General features: G+C 34.1%; 17 protein-coding genes. 2 read left to right on the top strand and 15 right to left on the bottom strand.

Going from position 1 to position 17,497, the window contains the following annotated elements; genetic code table 11:
- The 6 genes from MNY27_RS08790 to MNY27_RS08765 all read right to left on the bottom strand — a co-directional run.
- Nucleotides 1-401 (bottom strand): nickel-dependent hydrogenase large subunit (locus MNY27_RS08790; protein ID WP_346392169.1); only part of this gene is annotated, 401 nt, incomplete at its 3' end.
- Entirely contained in the window at nt 398-1,327 is a 930-nt protein-coding gene (locus MNY27_RS08785; protein ID WP_346392168.1) for a hydrogenase, read from the bottom strand. The genes MNY27_RS08790 and MNY27_RS08785, both read right to left, overlap by 4 nt.
- Before the next feature lie 254 nt (nt 1,328-1,581).
- Nucleotides 1,582-2,733 (bottom strand): hydrogenase formation protein HypD, encoded by a 1,152-nt coding sequence (gene hypD / locus MNY27_RS08780; RefSeq protein ID WP_152184905.1) that lies wholly within the window; start codon nt 2,731-2,733, stop codon nt 1,582-1,584.
- The gene (locus MNY27_RS08775; protein ID WP_152184904.1) at nt 2,733-3,023 is read right to left on the bottom strand and encodes a HypC/HybG/HupF family hydrogenase formation chaperone; all 291 of its coding nucleotides are present in this window, start codon (nt 3,021-3,023) and stop codon (nt 2,733-2,735) included. The genes hypD and MNY27_RS08775 overlap by 1 nt, the downstream gene beginning before the upstream one ends.
- 4 nt (nt 3,024-3,027) lie before the next feature.
- Nucleotides 3,028-3,843, bottom strand: coding sequence for a hydrogenase nickel incorporation protein HypB (hypB, locus tag MNY27_RS08770; RefSeq protein ID WP_346392167.1), 816 nt, complete (start codon nt 3,841-3,843; stop codon nt 3,028-3,030).
- A gap of 25 nt (nt 3,844-3,868) precedes the next feature.
- Nucleotides 3,869-4,510 (bottom strand): hypothetical protein, encoded by a 642-nt coding sequence (locus MNY27_RS08765; protein ID WP_152184902.1) that lies wholly within the window; start codon nt 4,508-4,510, stop codon nt 3,869-3,871.
- 146 nt (nt 4,511-4,656) lie between these two features.
- Between MNY27_RS08765 and MNY27_RS08760 the strand changes: the two genes are divergently transcribed.
- Together MNY27_RS08760 and MNY27_RS08755 are read left to right on the top strand one after the other, a co-directional pair.
- Nucleotides 4,657-5,334 (top strand): transposase, encoded by a 678-nt coding sequence (locus MNY27_RS08760; protein ID WP_346392166.1) that lies wholly within the window; start codon nt 4,657-4,659, stop codon nt 5,332-5,334.
- On the top strand, nt 5,331-5,867 hold the full coding sequence (locus MNY27_RS08755; RefSeq protein ID WP_346392165.1) for a HyaD/HybD family hydrogenase maturation endopeptidase: 537 nt from the start codon (nt 5,331-5,333) through the stop codon (nt 5,865-5,867). Before MNY27_RS08760 ends, MNY27_RS08755 begins: the two co-directional genes overlap by 4 nt.
- Nucleotides 5,868-6,009: 142 nt before the next feature.
- Here MNY27_RS08755 and MNY27_RS08750 read toward each other — a convergent pair whose 3' ends face one another.
- The 9 genes from MNY27_RS08750 to MNY27_RS08710 all read right to left on the bottom strand — a co-directional run bounded on the left by MNY27_RS08750 (nt 6,010) and on the right by MNY27_RS08710 (nt 17,453).
- Nucleotides 6,010-6,570 carry a hydrogenase maturation protease gene (locus tag MNY27_RS08750; RefSeq protein ID WP_346392164.1) on the bottom strand — a complete coding sequence of 187 codons (561 nt, stop codon included), beginning with the start codon at nt 6,568-6,570 and terminating at the stop codon, nt 6,010-6,012.
- Nucleotides 6,563-8,848, bottom strand: coding sequence for a carbamoyltransferase HypF (gene hypF / locus MNY27_RS08745; protein ID WP_346392163.1), 2,286 nt, complete (start codon nt 8,846-8,848; stop codon nt 6,563-6,565). Before hypF ends, MNY27_RS08750 begins: the two co-directional genes overlap by 8 nt.
- Nucleotides 8,826-10,751 carry a hypothetical protein gene (locus MNY27_RS08740; RefSeq protein WP_346392162.1) on the bottom strand — a complete coding sequence of 642 codons (1,926 nt, stop codon included), beginning with the start codon at nt 10,749-10,751 and terminating at the stop codon, nt 8,826-8,828. Before MNY27_RS08740 ends, hypF begins: the two co-directional genes overlap by 23 nt.
- Before the next feature lie 49 nt (nt 10,752-10,800).
- Nucleotides 10,801-11,535, bottom strand: a complete 735-nt coding sequence (locus tag MNY27_RS08735) for a cytochrome b/b6 domain-containing protein (protein WP_346392161.1) — start codon at nt 11,533-11,535, stop codon at nt 10,801-10,803.
- A 10-nt stretch (nt 11,536-11,545) separates the two neighbouring features.
- Nucleotides 11,546-13,324, bottom strand: a complete 1,779-nt coding sequence (locus tag MNY27_RS08730; RefSeq protein WP_152183246.1) for a nickel-dependent hydrogenase large subunit — start codon at nt 13,322-13,324, stop codon at nt 11,546-11,548.
- A complete protein-coding gene (locus tag MNY27_RS08725) occupies nt 13,324-14,559 on the bottom strand; it encodes a hydrogenase small subunit (protein ID WP_152183262.1) in 1,236 nt (411 codons plus the stop codon). Before MNY27_RS08725 ends, MNY27_RS08730 begins: the two co-directional genes overlap by 1 nt.
- 135 nt (nt 14,560-14,694) lie before the next feature.
- A complete protein-coding gene (locus tag MNY27_RS08720) occupies nt 14,695-15,996 on the bottom strand; it encodes a nickel-dependent hydrogenase large subunit (RefSeq protein ID WP_152183245.1) in 1,302 nt (433 codons plus the stop codon).
- Complete coding sequence (locus tag MNY27_RS08715) at nt 15,974-16,879, bottom strand: hydrogenase (RefSeq protein WP_152183244.1); 906 nt, start codon at nt 16,877-16,879, stop codon at nt 15,974-15,976. The genes MNY27_RS08720 and MNY27_RS08715 overlap by 23 nt, the downstream gene beginning before the upstream one ends.
- Nucleotides 16,860-17,453 carry a TetR/AcrR family transcriptional regulator gene (locus MNY27_RS08710; protein ID WP_152183243.1) on the bottom strand — a complete coding sequence of 198 codons (594 nt, stop codon included), beginning with the start codon at nt 17,451-17,453 and terminating at the stop codon, nt 16,860-16,862. Before MNY27_RS08710 ends, MNY27_RS08715 begins: the two co-directional genes overlap by 20 nt.
- Nucleotides 17,454-17,497: the final 44 nt, after the last annotated feature.

The following is a 17,497-nucleotide window of genomic DNA, read 5'->3' as shown; positions in this document are numbered from 1 at the left end:
TCATTTGCCTGCGTGTAAAAGCTTTTTTCTTCATAAAATTTATGTGCAAAATCAACCATAAACATTAAGTAGTGTTGTCGTAAATCACTTTGTAGTGTTTCTGAGAGTATAGATAGATTTCTCAATCGAACAGCTTGTGGTGGTGGGGTAACTTCATAAAGATTTTCTAAAGTTTTTGCACTTGCCAAAAGATGTGAAACAGAGCATATACCACAAACACGAGGGGTATAAACAAGAGCATCTAAAGGGTCTTTCCCAATTAAAATATTTTCAAAACCTCTATAGAGTGTACCAATACTTTTTGCATCAACAATCACACCATTTTCAATTTTTACTTTTATATCCAAATCCCCCTCAACACGATTGACTGGGATATTAAGCTCAATAACTCTCTTACTCATACTCTTTGTTTCCTTTTTGCAAGTCTTTTTGGTGCAGCTGCCCATGCCATATCTTTATATGCTAAGTAGTGAGCACGATCTACCCCTTTTGGAAGTTCAAGTGGCGTGCCTACAATATTTTGTGTTTCAAAAAATGGATGCTGTTGTGGAAAATCTGGACGAGTACATCCAAAACAAGGCACCCCTACCCGTGTTTTGGAGTTTACTTCATTCCACAGGTATTTGTTGCATGGTGCCATTGTGGTTGGACCTTTACATCCAAGGTGAAAAAACATACACCCATTCTCTCCAAAGTCATTCTCTTCTACTTTATACTCATGATACTCATTCCTTGTGCACCCTTGATGCACAGTAAAGTTATAATAAGACTCATCCATAGAGTTTTTATTGAGTTTGATTGGAGTGTCTGTAACAATCTTTTGTAAAATAGTAACAAGTGCTTTTGGTTGGATGGGACATCCTGGGAGATTAATAATTGGCAAACCTTTTTTTGTAAGGAACTCCTTACCTAAAAAACCACCTTTTTTCTCATGTAAGTACCCCAAACCAAGCCCCTGCATCTCATCATAACTCCCCATCCCTCCAAAAGAAGCACAAGTCCCAACTGCTACAATATAGGAAGCTTTTTGAGAGAGTTTTTCGATAAGCTTATATTTTGGCTCCCCTCTAAAAGTATCAAACATTCCACTTCCATCAGGCCCCATCACAACATTTCCCTCAATACATAAAATATCAAGCTCTTTAGTGTCGTTTAAAATGTTTTCTAAAAGTGTATCATGCTCTTTTGGAGATATATTTGCAAGCGATGGATGCCATAAAACCTCCAGCCCAATATTTTCAAAAAGTTCAAAAAGATTTCCCTCATAATTAAGAAGCGACATACTATCGCCACTACAACCGCCACTTTGGAGCCAGTACAAATTCATTAAGTTGCCTTTTACTAATTAAGTATTCATTTGTAAGATAATAACAACAATAAACTTATACCATGATTACATATTGCTTCATCTTAGCCTTATTTTATACGAGAAGAATTTTTGCAAATAAAACAGTAATTGGCAAAGTTTTTTTCTTATCTTTTCCTATTGAAAAATCAGCCATGGTTGGAAGGTGATTAGGACCAAAGATATGAAGAACACCTTACAAAAAAAACAAGCAGCATTCCAAAATCTTACATAGCTTATCCTTGTAAAATATTTCCATATTTATAGTAAGCGGCACATGCCCCTTCACTACTGACCATACAGCTGCCAAGTGGCGTATTTGGCTTACATGTAGTTCCAAAGATAGTGCATTCATTTGGTTTTGCCATCCCACGCAAAATATCACCACATATACAGAGTTTATGATCTTCAATCTCCTCACGTGGGAGTATATCAGCATAAATCTTCTCAGCATTGATATCAGCAAACTCCGGACGCAGTTTATACCCACTATCAGATACATTGCCAAGTCCACGCCACTTAAAAAGACTCGCTTTTTCAAAGTAGTGATTAATGAGAGCTTGCGCTTTAAGGTTACCCTCATATGATACAAGACGTTTATATTCTACTTCAAGTTCACATCGTCTCTCGTTAAATTGCCGAACTATCATTAAAATAGCTTCCATCACATCTACCGGCTCAAAACCAGCCACAACAACAGGACGTCCATAATCACGCGGAAACTTCTCATAAATTTTACTTCCTGTAATCACACTTACATGACTTGGTCCCAAAAATGCATCAATCCTATTGTTGTAACTATCTACATGCTCATCACGACTGTCGATCAATTCCACCATAACTTCAGGGACTGTTACATGATTGATGTGAAAATATATATTTTTAATACCACGTTTAAGAACGATATCAATAAGAGAAGTAGTCATTGGTGTAGTTGTCTCAAAACCAATGGCAAAAAAGATGACTTTTTTGTCTGGATTTTCTTGTGCAATCTTGAGTGTATCAAGTGGAGAATAAACAAAACGTACATCCGCACCTTTTGCACGAGCATCTTGTAGACTTCCACGACTTCCGGGAACTTTGATCATATCTCCAAGTGTTACAAGGATGGTATCATCTAGTTCTGCTAGAATGTAAGCATGATCTATTCGCTCCTTTGGCATGATACAGACCGGACACCCGGGACCATGAACAAAGTTGATATTATCAGGTAGAAGCTGTGGCAGTCCAAACTTCATAATTGAATGCGTGTGCCCACCACATACTTCCATAATATTAATTGGACGAGAAAGCTTTTTTGATTCTTCATTAATAAGCTTTGCAAAACCTTGAATCACTTCAGGATTACGGAAACCATCATAGAGATCTTTTAACTGTAACTCAGCCATTATGCACCTCTGTTTGGACAGTTATCATCCTCTTCTACAAGTTGCCGCCTCTCTTCTTCGTCAAGCTTCTCTAAAATTTCATTATAAACCTTGAGCGACTCTAATGCATCCTCTTCATCAATCTTATTCATAATAAAACCGATGTGTAAAAGAACATAATCGCCAATTTTGACATCACCCTCTTCCATAAGCTCTAAACCAGCTTCTCTTTTTACACCCATTGTATCAACAATCGCAACATTTCTCTCTAAATCTAATTCTACAACTTTACTTGGAATTGAAAGACACATACTTTTAACTCCTCATCTTTCTTTTAAACTCTATCCAATCAATTACTCTTTGAATTGATACTTTATCTTTAATATTTACTTCTAAAATATCCACGCCTGGTTTAATTTTACGTGCTTCTTGTTTCTCATGTTCTAAATCATAATCAAAATATGGTAACAGATCTGTTTTTGTTATTAAAATCAAGTCTGCTTGACGGAACATAACAGGGTATTTTTCTATTTTATCACTTCCTTCTGGAACCGATACAAGAACTATATTTAAATGACTTCCGACATCATATGAAGCTGGACAAACAAGATTTCCTACATTCTCAATAAAGCATACGTCTATCTCTTCAAGAGGCATATCATGTAAGCCTTTATGAACCATAAAAGCATCCAGATGACATGCTGAACCTGTTTGAATTTGATAAGCCGGGATTCCTTTAGACTTAATTCTATCAGCATCACGAGAAGTTTCTAAATCTCCTTCAATAACACCAAATTTAAAATCAGCCATATCAGCCATATTCTCTAAAAGTGTTGTTTTTCCACTCCCCGGACTACTCATAAGATTTATACTCAAAACATTATGATTATCAAAATGAGCTCGATTATGTGCTGCCTCATGATTGTTTTTATCTAAAATTTTTGTAATAACACTAATAGTCTTCTTATCATTAAGTTGTGGGTTGTGGTGCAATGTTTCATGCGCCGCTTGATGTTCATGTGAGTGGACATGGCTATGATCATGTGAATGAGTGTGTCCATGGTCATGATGATGGTGATGTCCATCCCCTAAAGTTGTTCCTGTTATACTACATCCGCAATCTGCACACATTATTTATCATTCTCCTTCATTATATTTATGCTAAAAGCATATTTGTTCCAACTGCTACAGATACTAAACCAGCAGTTACAAAAACTTTTCTGACATTTGTTTTATTTGTTAAAAGCTCTTTATTAAGATATAAAATCACACCTCCAAAACTAACAAACACCAAACTAACACCTGCAATAAAAGCGAGTACCATGCTAAACTCAATAGAATGACCATTTAACATACCTAATGTAACTAGCATACCTCGTACTCCACCTATACCCATCAGTGCACCCATAGTCCATGCAGAAGTAGATGCTACTGTAGCATTATGAGAGTGCTCTTTACCAAAGTAAATATGTATATGTTCTTTGCCTTCATGCATATGTTTATTTAGATGTACTTTATCTGTTAAAACCATATAAAGTAAGTATATCCCCATACCAATAATGACAATTGAAGATATCAAATCACCATAAGCTGTTACATTTTCAGGTAGATTATACAATTCTAAAAGCTTTGCAAATATAAAAAGTGTCATTCCGTGTCCAAATGCGAATGCAATAGTAATTGTCATCGTTTTTTTCATCGACTTACCAATAGAAAAATCTGCTATAGCAGTCAGATGGTCAGGCCCGAAAGCATGTAAAATTCCATACCAAAAAATTATCATGTATCCTAATTCCATTAAGATCCCTTATAAAATATAAATAATGAATATTTATTCAGTTTTAAAAGATTTTATATTATATTATGTAAAACAGAGATAAAAGAACTTATTTCTTATATGTTTTATGGACTAAATGGAATAATGGTAACTAAAAGGTTAAATAGATGCAATGGTTAGAAAAGTGTCTTTGGTGTCAAGGATATGTCTACATTTTAAATGATAACAGGATTAAATGTTCTCAATGCAATAAAAAAATATCTCGTAACAAAATTAATAAGATCTTCACAATCATCGAAGCTTACATCAATAATGAAAGTGCATTACAGCTTGCAAACAGAATGCAAGTTTCATATACGTCAATACATTCTTATTATGAAGAATTACGTTTTCTTTGCGCTAATATATCGGAAAAAGAATATGAAAAATACCGAAATATAAATTGTGAATACGAAGAATATTTTTATTTAGAAAAGTCTAAAAAAAATGAACAAGAAGCAGTATTTGACGCACATAATTTTCTTACCTTTGATTATAATGGACATATTTATACACTACTCCTTCCATCACTACACAAATATAAAAATAAAATGATAGAAGACAGTATAGAGAGTACTTATCTTCATGAGTTTAATAAATTTAAACGTATCAGTAGACTCATAAAAGTTTCTAAACATCACAATAATATAGTACAGTTTTGGGATTATTTTGAAAAATCAATCATTATATATAAGGGTATTAAAAGTGACCATTTTATCTATTTTCTAAAAGAGTTTGAATTTAAGTATAATCATTCAAAAGATGAAGCAATAAATTTACTAATAAGTGAGTATTTTAAAGTATGAAAAAAATTGCAATTTTAGGTGTTGGTAATATATTAGAACTTGATGATGGAGTTGCAATCTATGCAACAAAATATCTTGAAAAAAATTACACTTTTGCACCCCATATTGATATAATTAATGGTGGAGTAGAAGGCATTAATCTTTTAAATCTTTTTATGGAGTATGACTATATACTTATTCTTGATGCAATAGAAATAGATGATGCTCCAGGAAGTATCTACCACATACCCTCTGATAAACTTACAGGCTATGGATTAAACTCTGGTGGTGCACATGAAATAGGTGTTTTACAGTGTTTTGATATTTTAGAACTAATGGGAAAAGAATTGCCACAATCAAGTGTGTTTGGTATTGTTCCTGAAAAAATTGATGTATCTATTGATCTTACTAATACTATGAGAAAAGAATTTTTAATTTATATAGAAAAGCTCTTAGAGATACTTACGACAAAGCTCAACATCAAAATTTCAAAAAACAGTGAGCAAATAACGCTTGATGAAATAATTGAAACATTTAAAAATCCTCAGAGGTAGTGTAGCGTACTTTGAACCTAATATGGAAGTAAAATGACAAACTTTTTCACTACACTACTTGAGAAAATTGTGTCGTAGTTGTCATCCATAATCTTAAACTGAATGAACATTCATATTTTAGTGAATTTTATCTTAAAATGAATTAAAAACCTCTAGAATGCTCAATACTTGGGTTTGCAAAGATATCCAAAATAGCATCTAAACTCAATTTTTCATTTTCTTTCAATATCTCTATACCCATTTTTTGTAATTGAACTATAATTGTTTGAATATACTCATCCCAAGCATTACGAATATTTTCTGTTAAAGAAACCTCGACTGATATAATATCCTCTGGCACAATACTAATAACTATGGTTTCAGCCATTCTCTCAGCCATTGAACAAATTTGCAGCATTTCTGCAATTTCTACTTCATTAGCTGTTTTTTTGACAAGTTCACCATCCAAAAACTCATCTGTTGTTTTTATACTTATTGCTCCTACTCTTTTACTCTCATCCGATGCAGTATTAACAATCATCACTGCATCAAACTCCTGCAATAAAGGCATTAACTTAAAACCAAGAGTTCCACCATCTACTATTTCTAATTCATCCTGATTAAAAAAATAATTCTCTTTTATATATTTTGCAGCATAAAGACCAACTCCCTCATCTTTAAAAAAAGCATTTCCAGAACCAATTAATGCAACTCTTTTACTCATTTTTTTCCTTCACTTTATGTATTCCATAATATGCTTGACCCAAAGATATATTTCCATCATTTACAGGTATTGTTGATGATATATAATAACGAATCTTTTTGGCATCAAAAGATTTTACAAGCTTATGAACTAAAAACTTATTTTGAAAAACACCACCACTGAGAATTACTGGAAGCTTAGGATAATATTCAACAATCTCTAATATTATATTACACAATGTATTTAAAAATTTTGCAGCTATTATTTCTCTATTTGTTTCTTGCAGTATTTCATCCAACATTGGTTTGTAGTATATAGTATCATCTTCTATAATATAGCTATAACTCTCTTTCGTATTACTTTCTTGCGCTAAGCCTTCCATAATCAGCCCGCTTTCTCCCTCATAACCTAAATCTTTAACAAATCCACTCAATGCATAAACAGCATCAAATAGCCTACCAATAGAAGAACTTGTTGGTGTATTTATCTTTTTTTGAAACATTATATAAAGTGTTTTTATCTCTTCTGGTGTAAAACTCTTTACAAGAGGATGTTCCATCGATAATACTTCTTCTATAGTATAGTTATCAAAGAGTAAAGAGAGCCCAACGCGTTTAGGTTGCTTAATTGCTTTTTCTCCTCCTAAAAGATATATTTCCTGAAGATGAAAAGCCCTTGTATATGATGTAGGTGAAGCAAGTAGTACCTCTCCTCCCCATAAAGTATTATCGTCTCCATATCCTGTACCATCAAAACAAAAAGCAAGAGTCTCTTCAGATAATTCATATTCAGCCATTACAGAAAGTGCATGTGCAAAATGATGTTGTATCTCTATTAAATTAACTTCTGGATTTTCTGATATATACTCTTTTGCCCATCGTGTTGTTTCATAATTTGGGTGTTTGTCACATACTATAACATCTGGTTTAAAATCATATACTCTTTGTAAAGTATCAAGTGTCCGAGTAAAATACTCAAAAGCATTTAAGGAGTTTAAATCGCCAATATGAGGAGAGATAATAATATTATTTTCAAAAGCCAATGTCAATGTACTCTTCTGATTAGCACCAACAGCTAAAATTCTTCTCTTTATTTTATTTGGGTGATAAAAACTTTTTGGTCCATAGCCTCTTGCCAAACGTAAAAAAATAGTTCTGTCTGCTACATTCATTACAACACTATCATCACAGGCATTAATTATCTCTCTGTCATGTGTAATAATACCATCAACAACAAGAGGAAGTTTTTGTAACACCCCGTTTAGCTCAGTTATGATTGGTTCATCACTTATATTTGCACTTGTTGCGACAATAGGTCTTTTCATTTTTTTCAAAAGAAGCTCATGTAAAGGAGTGTAGGGTAAAAAGACACCTATTCTATCAATACCCGGTGCTATCTCTTCAGCTAAAACCGATGTCTCTTTCTTTGTTACTATAACAATAGGCCGCTCTTTAGAAGTAATAAGTGCTTCATCTTTTTTCGTAAGTTTTGCAACCTTCTTGATATCATATAAAGAACTAAACATAACAGCCAAAGGTTTTGTCGGACGATGCTTATTTATTCTTAAAGTTGCTACTGCTACACTGTTTGTTGCATCACAAATTATATGAAAACCACCCAAACCTTTTAAGGCAATTGATGCACCAGCATCCAATTTTTCGATAGCTCTATCAAGGATATGATCATCGTATTTTTGGCCTTTATTGCTAATATCTATAAATTGTAATTTTGGACCACAGTTATGACAACTTATTGGTTGTGCATGATAACGTCTGTTTTGAGGATTCTCATATTCGATTTGGCACTCATCACACATCTCAAACTTTTGCATTGAAGTATTTTTTCTATCATAAGGAAGTTCCTTAATGATTGTATATCTTGGCCCACAATTTATACAATTAATAAAAGGGTATTTGTATCGTCTATCTTTAGGATTATCAATCTCTTTTCTACAATCATCACAAAGCGAAATATCTGCGGATAGCATCGTTGATCGTTTAGATGCTTTAGAATCTTCAATACAAAAAGAGTTGTCATTCTTGACATCTATCTGCTTTTCTTTAATATCAACAATCTTAGCAAGTAATGGTGGGGATTCAAGAAGTTTTTTTATAAAGTCTTGAAGCGATTTATCATCTCCTTCTATCTCAACAATGACACCATCTCCACTATTGGTAACAAAACCATGAAGCCCAAATTCATTTGCTAAATTAAATATAAAAGGACGGAAACCTACACCTTGAACGATGCCATAAATATTAAGTCTAATCCGCTTTTTAAATATAGACGCCGCCGACAACTGCACTCTCCTTGCCAATTGGATAGTTTTTATTCATATATGGCGGTGTCATCTTAAGATTTCGTTGCATACGTGAGAAAAGTGACTGGTTTGCGAAATGTGTTCCACAAAGAATAATTTCTGTTGCTTTTGTTTTACCTTTAAGCTCACTCAAAATTTCATAAAAATAGTCTCCAAAACTTTCAAAAATTGAGTATGCTAAAATAACACTACTCACACCTGCTAATTGGTATGAAATAATACTTGCGAGAAATGCCGCATGGTCAAAACGGTTATCTTTCACATGAGTATCTATTTGAATGCCTCCCTTACCAACAAACTTCATCGCTTCAACAGAAACACCTTTCATATTTTCTTCATCTAAACCTAAAATGATTGCTACAGCTTCAAAGAGTTTGACATTCTCTCTTGTTTGCAATAGTTCAAGCTTTTTATAAATCTCTGGAAGTTTCTTTTTTAGATTTTCTATAAGCCTATCTGAACCCTCACGTAAAGAAGATATCTCGTCCAAGATATTTGAACTATCAAAATGCTTTGGAGGTACAATACGAAGTACATTTCTACCATCATAATATAAAAATGATGGTTCTTCATCAAAATACGCTCCTACACATTTTTTACCAAACAGATCATGTTCAGCGACAACAGACATAAAACTTCCCTCATCAATACTGAAGTATTTTTGCTTCTCATGATAACGTTCATTATCTCCTTCTAAAACATTAGCACCCATAACCTCTACACTGTCAAGGTGTTCCATCTTGTCAAAGAACATTGCATCACCCTGTGGTATTCCAGCATACTCCTCTGTAATACTTACAAGATTTTTAGCTCTTAAATTATGTGAAGGGAAGGAAATACGTTCACCTTCTGCAATAAATTGAATATCTTTGTTGAGGAAAAAACGCATATCTTGTTGAGAGTTGATTTCTAAATCGTAATCCATCAAAATGTCTGCATCACAATTTTCATCTACGTCTTCATAAGCTATAAAGTCTATCCCGAGTTTTTGTAATTCTGTTCCAAGTAAAATTGTAAAACCATCATCTGGATACTTTACATAAGCCGTATTCGCTCCCCAAATATTTTTAAGTTCTTCACTTTTAAGCGTTACATGCATTATCGGTCGTTCTATACTTAGCAATGCATTAAACTCTTCTGTAATTAAAGCCAGATAGTCTGTAATTTTAGATGCATTAATCATCATTAATATAGAATGATGATTCTTATTTTGTACTGTATAAAATAATCTATATCCAAATGTTGTTTTCATAAGTAACTTTTTTTTATCTACTAAAGCTTTAGCTGCAACCTCAAACATTGTACGAAAACTACCAGCATCATTTGCATATCTTTCCGTTGTTTTATTAACTAATCTTACTGGAACTGCACAATTATGGCAAGAATTTAAAACATGAGACTCTCTTAGTCCAACACTTTCAACTTCTTTTTCACATTCATCACATGGACGAATAAATTTCCATGATGTATTCTCTCTTTTATAAGGGTATTTATTTAAAAAACTATAATTGCCTCCGCAACAACTACAAGAAATAAATGGATAATAGTATCTACGGGAACTAACATCAAAAAGTTCTTTCTGACACGTTGGACAAAGAGCTAAGTTTAATGGGTATTTAATATCAAGTTTTGCTAGCTTTTTTGGCGTGATTTCATTTTCACTATGCGATGAAGATTTTAAAAAAAGTGATGCCGGAAGCCTTTGTGCAAGTGAGTCAAGACACTCTTGAAGTCTTTCATGTTTTGAGTCAAAAGCACAAACGATTTTTTCATCTTCCATTACAATATCACTATTTATATCAAATTCTCTTGTAATAGCGACTATATAATTCATAATGTATTTTTGATTGGATGTAATACTTAGTTCAAGGATAAAAGCCATTTGATACCTTTAAGAAAATTTTGAAGAGGGTATAAAAAGAGAATAAAGCCTAAGCTTTATTCTCTTTTACGAATTTAGAACCACCAACAACAATAGCAATATCACCTTCTTTCCAGAAAATTGTACGCCATACTTGATAGTAGATATGAAACACAATCCAGGCAATAACAAGCCACATAGTCGTATGATGCACTATACGAACATCCATCACATTTACACCTGTTGCAGTAGAACCGACCATCCAAGATGATACAGGAAGTGTCCAATCTGTTACTAAGTGAAGCATCCACGGCCACCAGTTACCAATAGAACTGAGACCGGATTCTAAACCATGCACATAAAGTTGTAATCCTGTTAAAAGCATCCACGCAAGCAACAAATGAAAAATCAGAAAATAGACTGTATTGAAACTATCTGAATGTGTAGAGTCAAACTTTTTTCTTCTGTTAAGCGTAACGAGATTTAAAAGAACTTCCATAAATTCTTTTATATTGCTACTAGTTGGTAAAATCTTTTTATACGGCTTTTCAAAGCGAGAGAAGAAGTATAAATATGCGATTACTATACTACTTACATCAAAGATAATAGCAATGATAAAATGCCACCAGCGATTCCATGCCATTACATATTTTACTACCGCTGGTTCAGCAATCAATGTTGCATAATAAGGATGACCTATGTATAAACCAGTAACAATTGCACCAATCATACTAAATGCGACCACCCAATGGTTGAGTCGCATAAAAGCTGTCATTCTTTTAACCTGTTTATATTTAGGTTTCATAATTACTCCCTTAAATACTACACCCGGTATCTATTTTATAGACACCAAGTTCTTTACCTTTTGTATCAACAACATGCACTGCACAAGCAATACAAGGGTCAAAGCTATGGATTGTACGAATAATCTCTAATGGTTGTTCTGGATCAGCAACTTTAGTACCGATAAGTGATGCTTCATATGCACCCAAGCGACCTTTATAATCTCTTGGAGCTGCATTCCATGTTGATGGAACTACGGCTTGATAGTTAGCAATTTTTCCATTTTCAACTCTAACCCAGTGTCCTAAAGCACCACGAGGAGCTTCTGCCATACCACGACCTTTTGTATTTACACTTACTTTATCAAAGTCAAAGTCAGTCCATGTACTCAAGTCACCACTCGCAGTATTCGCAGCCAATTCATCTACCCAATCCATCATAACATCAGCCATAAGCTCTGTCTCTATTGCACGAGCAGCTGTACGTCCTACTGTACTAAAGAGTACAGATGTTGGCAAGTTTCCACGTTTTAAGAAGTTTGTTACATACTTTGTAATTCTCTCATCACCTTTTGCAACACCTACAACCATACGAGCCAGTGGTCCAACTTCTACACGTTTATCATCATAAATCGGAGATTTAATCCAAGAGTACTTTTCATCTGTTTTCAAATAAGCCATACCATCAGCATGCTTGTCAAGTCCAGTATATTTAGGAATCGTTTCTCCATCATATGGGTGCAATGGTTTATCACCTTCATACCATGCATGTGTAACATCTTCAGCAATTTTATCTGGATCAACTTCGTGAACCTTAGATAAATCACCATCATACACAACACCTGAAGGGAAAAGAAGTGCAGATTTATAAAAACCAGTATCATCAAGACGGAAATCACCATAAGTCATATAACTTAAAAGTCCTCCACCAGTTCCACCCACACCTTTACCTTTCATAAGTTCAGTAAATGTTGCACTACTATCTGTTGCCTCATCAGCATACATAGTTCCTGCCATATAAACATCTGGAAGATATGCCTGTTTTATAAACTTCGTACTCTCTTTTAAAAGTGATTTAAAAAGTGCTATACGAGCAGGATTTTGAATATCTTGTACACAAGTAACACCACCAACTACAATTGATTGTGGGTGTGGATTTTTACCACCAAAAATTGCTTGCATTTTAGCCATATCTCTTTGAATATCAAGAGCTTTTAAATAGTGTGCAACACCAATGAGGTTTTGCTCTGGTGTTAATTTATAATGTTTATTACCCCAGTAACCATTTCCAAAGATTCCAAGACGACCCTGTTTTACAAATTTTGCCACTCTATCTTGAATCTCTTGAAATGCAGGAGCTCCTGAAATATATGGAGAAGTACCAGATACTCCTGCCCATTTTTCAGCTTCAACTGCAGTTTTCTTTGGATCAGCAGAAAGAGCTGAAACAACATCAACAAAATCAAGAGCATGAAGATGATAAAAGTGCACAAGGTGATCATGAATATAGAGTGCACCCTGAATTAAGTTACGAACTAAACGTGCATTTTTAGGAATAGTAATATCAAAAGCATCTTCTACCGCCTCTATAGAGCGTTGATAGTGTGTACCCGTACACACACCACAAATACGCATTGCCAAAAGACCTGCATCACGTGGGTCACGTCCTTGAAGAATAGTCTCAATACCTCTAAACATTGTAGATGAAGAGTAAGCATCTACAATTGTATTATTCTCATCAATTACTGCCTCAATTCTCAAGTGTCCTTCAATCCTAGTAATTGGATCTACTATAATATGTTTTTTTGCCATTATACCTCTCCTCCATCTTCTTTCTTACCTGCCAATGCACTTGCTACTGCATGAATACCAATACCTATACCTGCTGCTGTTAACAAACCTAAACCAAACTCATCAACAGTTTTTTCAACACCGCCTGTTGGTGCTTTAATATTTGCATCTGCCATTGGGCGCTCATACGCATATTTATCCCAGAAATCTGGTTCAGAACAACCGATACAACCGCGGCCAACACCGATAGGCCAGTTAACACCTTCGTTATATCTAACGATTGAACAGTTATTAAATGTCATAGGACCTTTACATCCAACTTTGTAGAGACAAAAGTTGTTTTTAGCACCCTCATCACCCCACTCTTCTACATATTCACCAGCATCAAAGTGTGCACGTCTTTCACAGTTATCATGAATTCTATAACCAAATGCAAATTTAGGACGTAACAATGAATCTAGTTCTGGAACTTGACCAGTTAAAATATAATGAATGATTACACCAACCATATTTGCTGGGTTAGCAGGACATGCTGGAATATTAATAATAGGTTTTCCTTTAATAACGTCCATAACACCTACTGCTCCTGTTGGATTTGGAGAAGCTGCAGGCACACCACCAAATGTAGCACAAGAGCCAACTGCAACAATTGCAGCAGCATGTTTACTAACACGCATTAAATGATCATAAAATGTTTCTGCACTTGCACCAATAGTACCATATTGACCATCCATTTCCATAGGAATAGATCCTTCAACAAATAGTAAGTACTTGTCTTTAAAGTGTTCCATTGCATCTTCAAGTTGTTTCTCTGCTTGATGTCCAGAAGCAGCTTGGAGTGTTTCATGGAACTCTAAAGAGATAATATCTAAAACAATTTCATCAATTTTTGGCCCATCAGAGCGTAATAATGCCTCAGAGTTACCTGCGCAATCTTGAAGTTCTAACCAGATAACCGGTGCCCTATTCATAAGCAGTGCAGCATCTGCTACAAGAGGAGTAAAAGAAGCTGGCAGCATTAGCATACCTGTTACAGCACTAGCCCATTTTAAAAAATCACGTCTCTCTATTCCATGTGCTTCTAACACATCCTCTATATCCAACCTATTGTTTATAGGTTGCTGTGTCTTCAACTCTTCGACTCTTGCCTGACATGTTTGAAACAATTTGTCATAGTAAGCATCACCTTTGTTTGTTTCAACACGTGCACTTTTAGATGTAAAAAGCTTTTTTACACCCTCTATTCTATCTGCCATAGCCAACTCCTTTTTTACATTAAATGAATAATCATTCATTATGCTATCCTGATATAACTTAAACAGATATTATATTTTTTATTTTAAACTGAAAAGCAGCATTTCTTATTTTATTTTCGGACTAAATGAGAAAAATTAATGAGTAGTACAGACGGAACAAACATCAAATGTACGAAAGATAAAGAGCGCATCCTCTTTTGTTGTCCCTTTCATAGCAATTTGTACAGATGTTGGTTTTTCTATTGTAGAACTCCCAATATTAAACTGTGTAGGTGTAATAATTTTATAGTTTTGAATAATACCCTGTTTAATTTCTATATTATGGAGTAGTGGACCACGAGGAGCTTCCACTATACCCAGACCAGATGCTGAGATTTTTTTTATATCTGCTACATTAACTACTGACTCTTGTAAAATATCTATATTTTGAAGCAGTTCTTTTGCATAGTTAAGCATATATCCTATCTCAAACACACGTGCCATAACTCGTGAGTAAGCACTATCTTTATATCTTCTATGCATATTTTTTATAATAGGTAGAGAGATAGACATCATTCTAGCAAGTGGTCCTGTTTCATAATATTCATCTTTATAAAGAGCATTATAAGCATATGTATTTTCTTGTGGAGAATAAGCTTCTACTGTTGATACGTACTTGCTATCTACTCCAAAAGCTCTTGTTTGTTTTAATTTTGCAACATGCGTAAAATCATGCTCACCCATAACTATAAATCTATCATATGCTAAACCTTTATGATTCATGTCAGCAACAATTAAACTTTCTTCTAATAAAGTAATGTCTGATTGTATCTCTTTATTAAAATCTTTACAAGATTCAAAAGATAAAAACTTATCTAGTGCTATACCTAAACTCTCTCTTTCAAAAAATGATATAAGTTCATCTATATGATTTTGAGCCTGTAATATATCTATTTGTGTAGGATCACATGTTACTCCACCTGGAATCATATAAGACGAATGTGGCCATTGTCCACCAAAAATAGCAATGGCTTTTGCTGCTAAAGAGGCTGCATACGCTCCTTTTAGTGGTTTTTTTTCTAGGATGCTATTTGTCAATTTAGCAAGTTCTGGAATAATAACAATATAAAGCCATTTAAAATGATTTTGTATCATTTCCATAATAAGAGTAAATTCTCGAATTTTTTCTGCTTTTTCTGAAAGAATAATTTCACAACCTGCATTTTTGTAAGCATCTTCCAATGCACGTACAGTTGCCATTAAATGCGCATGCCCACATATACCACATACTCGAGGGCTAATAACCAAAGAATCAAGGGCATTTTTACCTTCAAGTATCGACTCCATACCTCTAAAATGTGGGAAAGTTACTGTTGCAAAATTAACTTTTTTCTCTTTTATATCAAAATATACAGATGCTTCACCCTCAATCTGTTCAATCAGTTGTCTTGTAATCAATTAGCTTTCCTTCTAAACGTTTTATATGAAAGGTCTTTGCAATTCCCGCCATTGTAAGATAACTTCTTTTAGGAACACCTAATGGTACATCTTCCGGTATTGACATATTGGTTTTTGTTTGAAAGAGTTCTGTTCGTGGAAAGTCGGGTTCGGTACATCCAAAACAGGGTGTACCAATTCGTGTTTTTGAGCTCACCTCATTCCAAAGTATTTTATTACATGATGCATGTGTCATAGGAGCACGACAGCCTTGTTCATAAAACAAACATCCCTCTTTCTGACCAAAACCTTTAGTATCAACCTTCCACTCAAAATATTCGTTTCGTGTACATCCATGATGTGCTAAATTACTATATAATTCTACAGGACGATGCAATTCATCAGTTATAACTGTTTGATCATTGGCAATCATACTTAATGTATACCCCATCCATTCAGGGTGAATGGGACAACCTGAAAGATTAATAATCCGTTTTTTATGCTTAAGAAGAGGTCCATTCATCTCTTCTTCATTAAATAAAATACCACTATTTCTATGCGAAGCTGCTTCTTTAAACATACCTCCAAAACTTGCACAAGTCCCTGCGGCAACGATATGTTTTGCAGTAGCTGCATAATGAGCAAGCATCTCTTTCATAAAAACACCGTTACGTTTCATCAATGGATCATATGCTCCTTCAAAGATGAGTACATCACATGAGAGCTTACATGCAGATATCTCTTCAAAACTATGTAATGCTTCCATAGCCGGATAGTAAAGCACTTCAAACTTATCCAAAAGAAGTGGCAGATAGGGAAGATTTAAAAAGGAGTGGGTATTACCATTACATGTAACACCCTGAAGCCAAAGAAGACGTGGCTTGTTATCTTGTTTTGAGTGCATTGTAAATATTTTGTGATATAGACTCTTTATACCACTCTAACGGTTCAGGCAATATTTTTTCTCCAAAGAGAAAAACCATACCTCCAAGATAGCCCATAAAGAGACCAAAAGCTGAAAAAAAATCTTGATCATGTAAGTCTCCATTTGCAACACCATCATTAAAAAACATCATCATTTCAGTTACAAAAGGAGAAACACATATCATCCCCTCACATCCATCACCAAACACTTCACGATTTGAAAGGTAAACACGTAAAAAATACTCTATCATTTCAGGCTTCTCATCCGCCATATTAAAATACATAGAGATTATTTCATAAATTTTTTCCTCTGTTGATATCTCTCTATCATTTATCTCACGAATCTGATTACCAAGATATTCCGAAATATATAAAACAAGCTCTTTTGCTAAAATATCTTTAGATTTAAAATAGTTATAAAAATTACCAACACTCATACCAACTTTTTCAGCAATATCAGGAATAGTTGTAATATAAAAGCCTTTTTCAGAAAAAAGCTTCAACGCAGCAGAAATAATTCCATTTTTTCTTTCTTCTTTTGTAACTCTTGCCATAAAATTCCATTTTATTTATATTGTGTAGATTATAGCATTATTTA

Origin of the sequence: Sulfurimonas sp. NWX79, assembly GCF_039667035.1 — a bacterium.
GTDB classification, from domain to species: domain Bacteria; phylum Campylobacterota; class Campylobacteria; order Campylobacterales; family Sulfurimonadaceae; genus Sulfurimonas; species Sulfurimonas indica.
The sequence above is the reverse complement of the archived record's forward strand: the minus strand, read 5'-3'. Positions and strand labels throughout refer to the sequence as shown.

Coding starts and splice junctions, on each gene's coding strand:
- MNY27_RS08785 (WP_346392168.1), bottom strand. CDS start 1,327: ATGAATTTGTACTGGCTCCAAAGTGGCGGTTGTAGTGGCGATAGTATG.
- hypD (WP_152184905.1), bottom strand. CDS start 2,733: ATGGCTGAGTTACAGTTAAAAGATCTCTATGATGGTTTCCGTAATCCT.
- MNY27_RS08775 (WP_152184904.1), bottom strand. CDS start 3,023: ATGTGTCTTTCAATTCCAAGTAAAGTTGTAGAATTAGATTTAGAGAGA.
- hypB (WP_346392167.1), bottom strand. CDS start 3,843: ATGTGTGCAGATTGCGGATGTAGTATAACAGGAACAACTTTAGGGGAT.
- MNY27_RS08765 (WP_152184902.1), bottom strand. CDS start 4,510: ATGGAATTAGGATACATGATAATTTTTTGGTATGGAATTTTACATGCT.
- MNY27_RS08760 (WP_346392166.1), top strand. CDS start 4,657: ATGCAATGGTTAGAAAAGTGTCTTTGGTGTCAAGGATATGTCTACATT.
- MNY27_RS08755 (WP_346392165.1), top strand. CDS start 5,331: ATGAAAAAAATTGCAATTTTAGGTGTTGGTAATATATTAGAACTTGAT.
- MNY27_RS08750 (WP_346392164.1), bottom strand. CDS start 6,570: ATGAGTAAAAGAGTTGCATTAATTGGTTCTGGAAATGCTTTTTTTAAA.
- MNY27_RS08740 (WP_346392162.1), bottom strand. CDS start 10,751: ATGGCTTTTATCCTTGAACTAAGTATTACATCCAATCAAAAATACATT.
- MNY27_RS08735 (WP_346392161.1), bottom strand. CDS start 11,535: ATGAAACCTAAATATAAACAGGTTAAAAGAATGACAGCTTTTATGCGA.
- MNY27_RS08730 (WP_152183246.1), bottom strand. CDS start 13,324: ATGGCAAAAAAACATATTATAGTAGATCCAATTACTAGGATTGAAGGA.
- MNY27_RS08725 (WP_152183262.1), bottom strand. CDS start 14,559: ATGGCAGATAGAATAGAGGGTGTAAAAAAGCTTTTTACATCTAAAAGT.
- MNY27_RS08715 (WP_152183244.1), bottom strand. CDS start 16,879: ATGCACTCAAAACAAGATAACAAGCCACGTCTTCTTTGGCTTCAGGGT.
- MNY27_RS08710 (WP_152183243.1), bottom strand. CDS start 17,453: ATGGCAAGAGTTACAAAAGAAGAAAGAAAAAATGGAATTATTTCTGCT.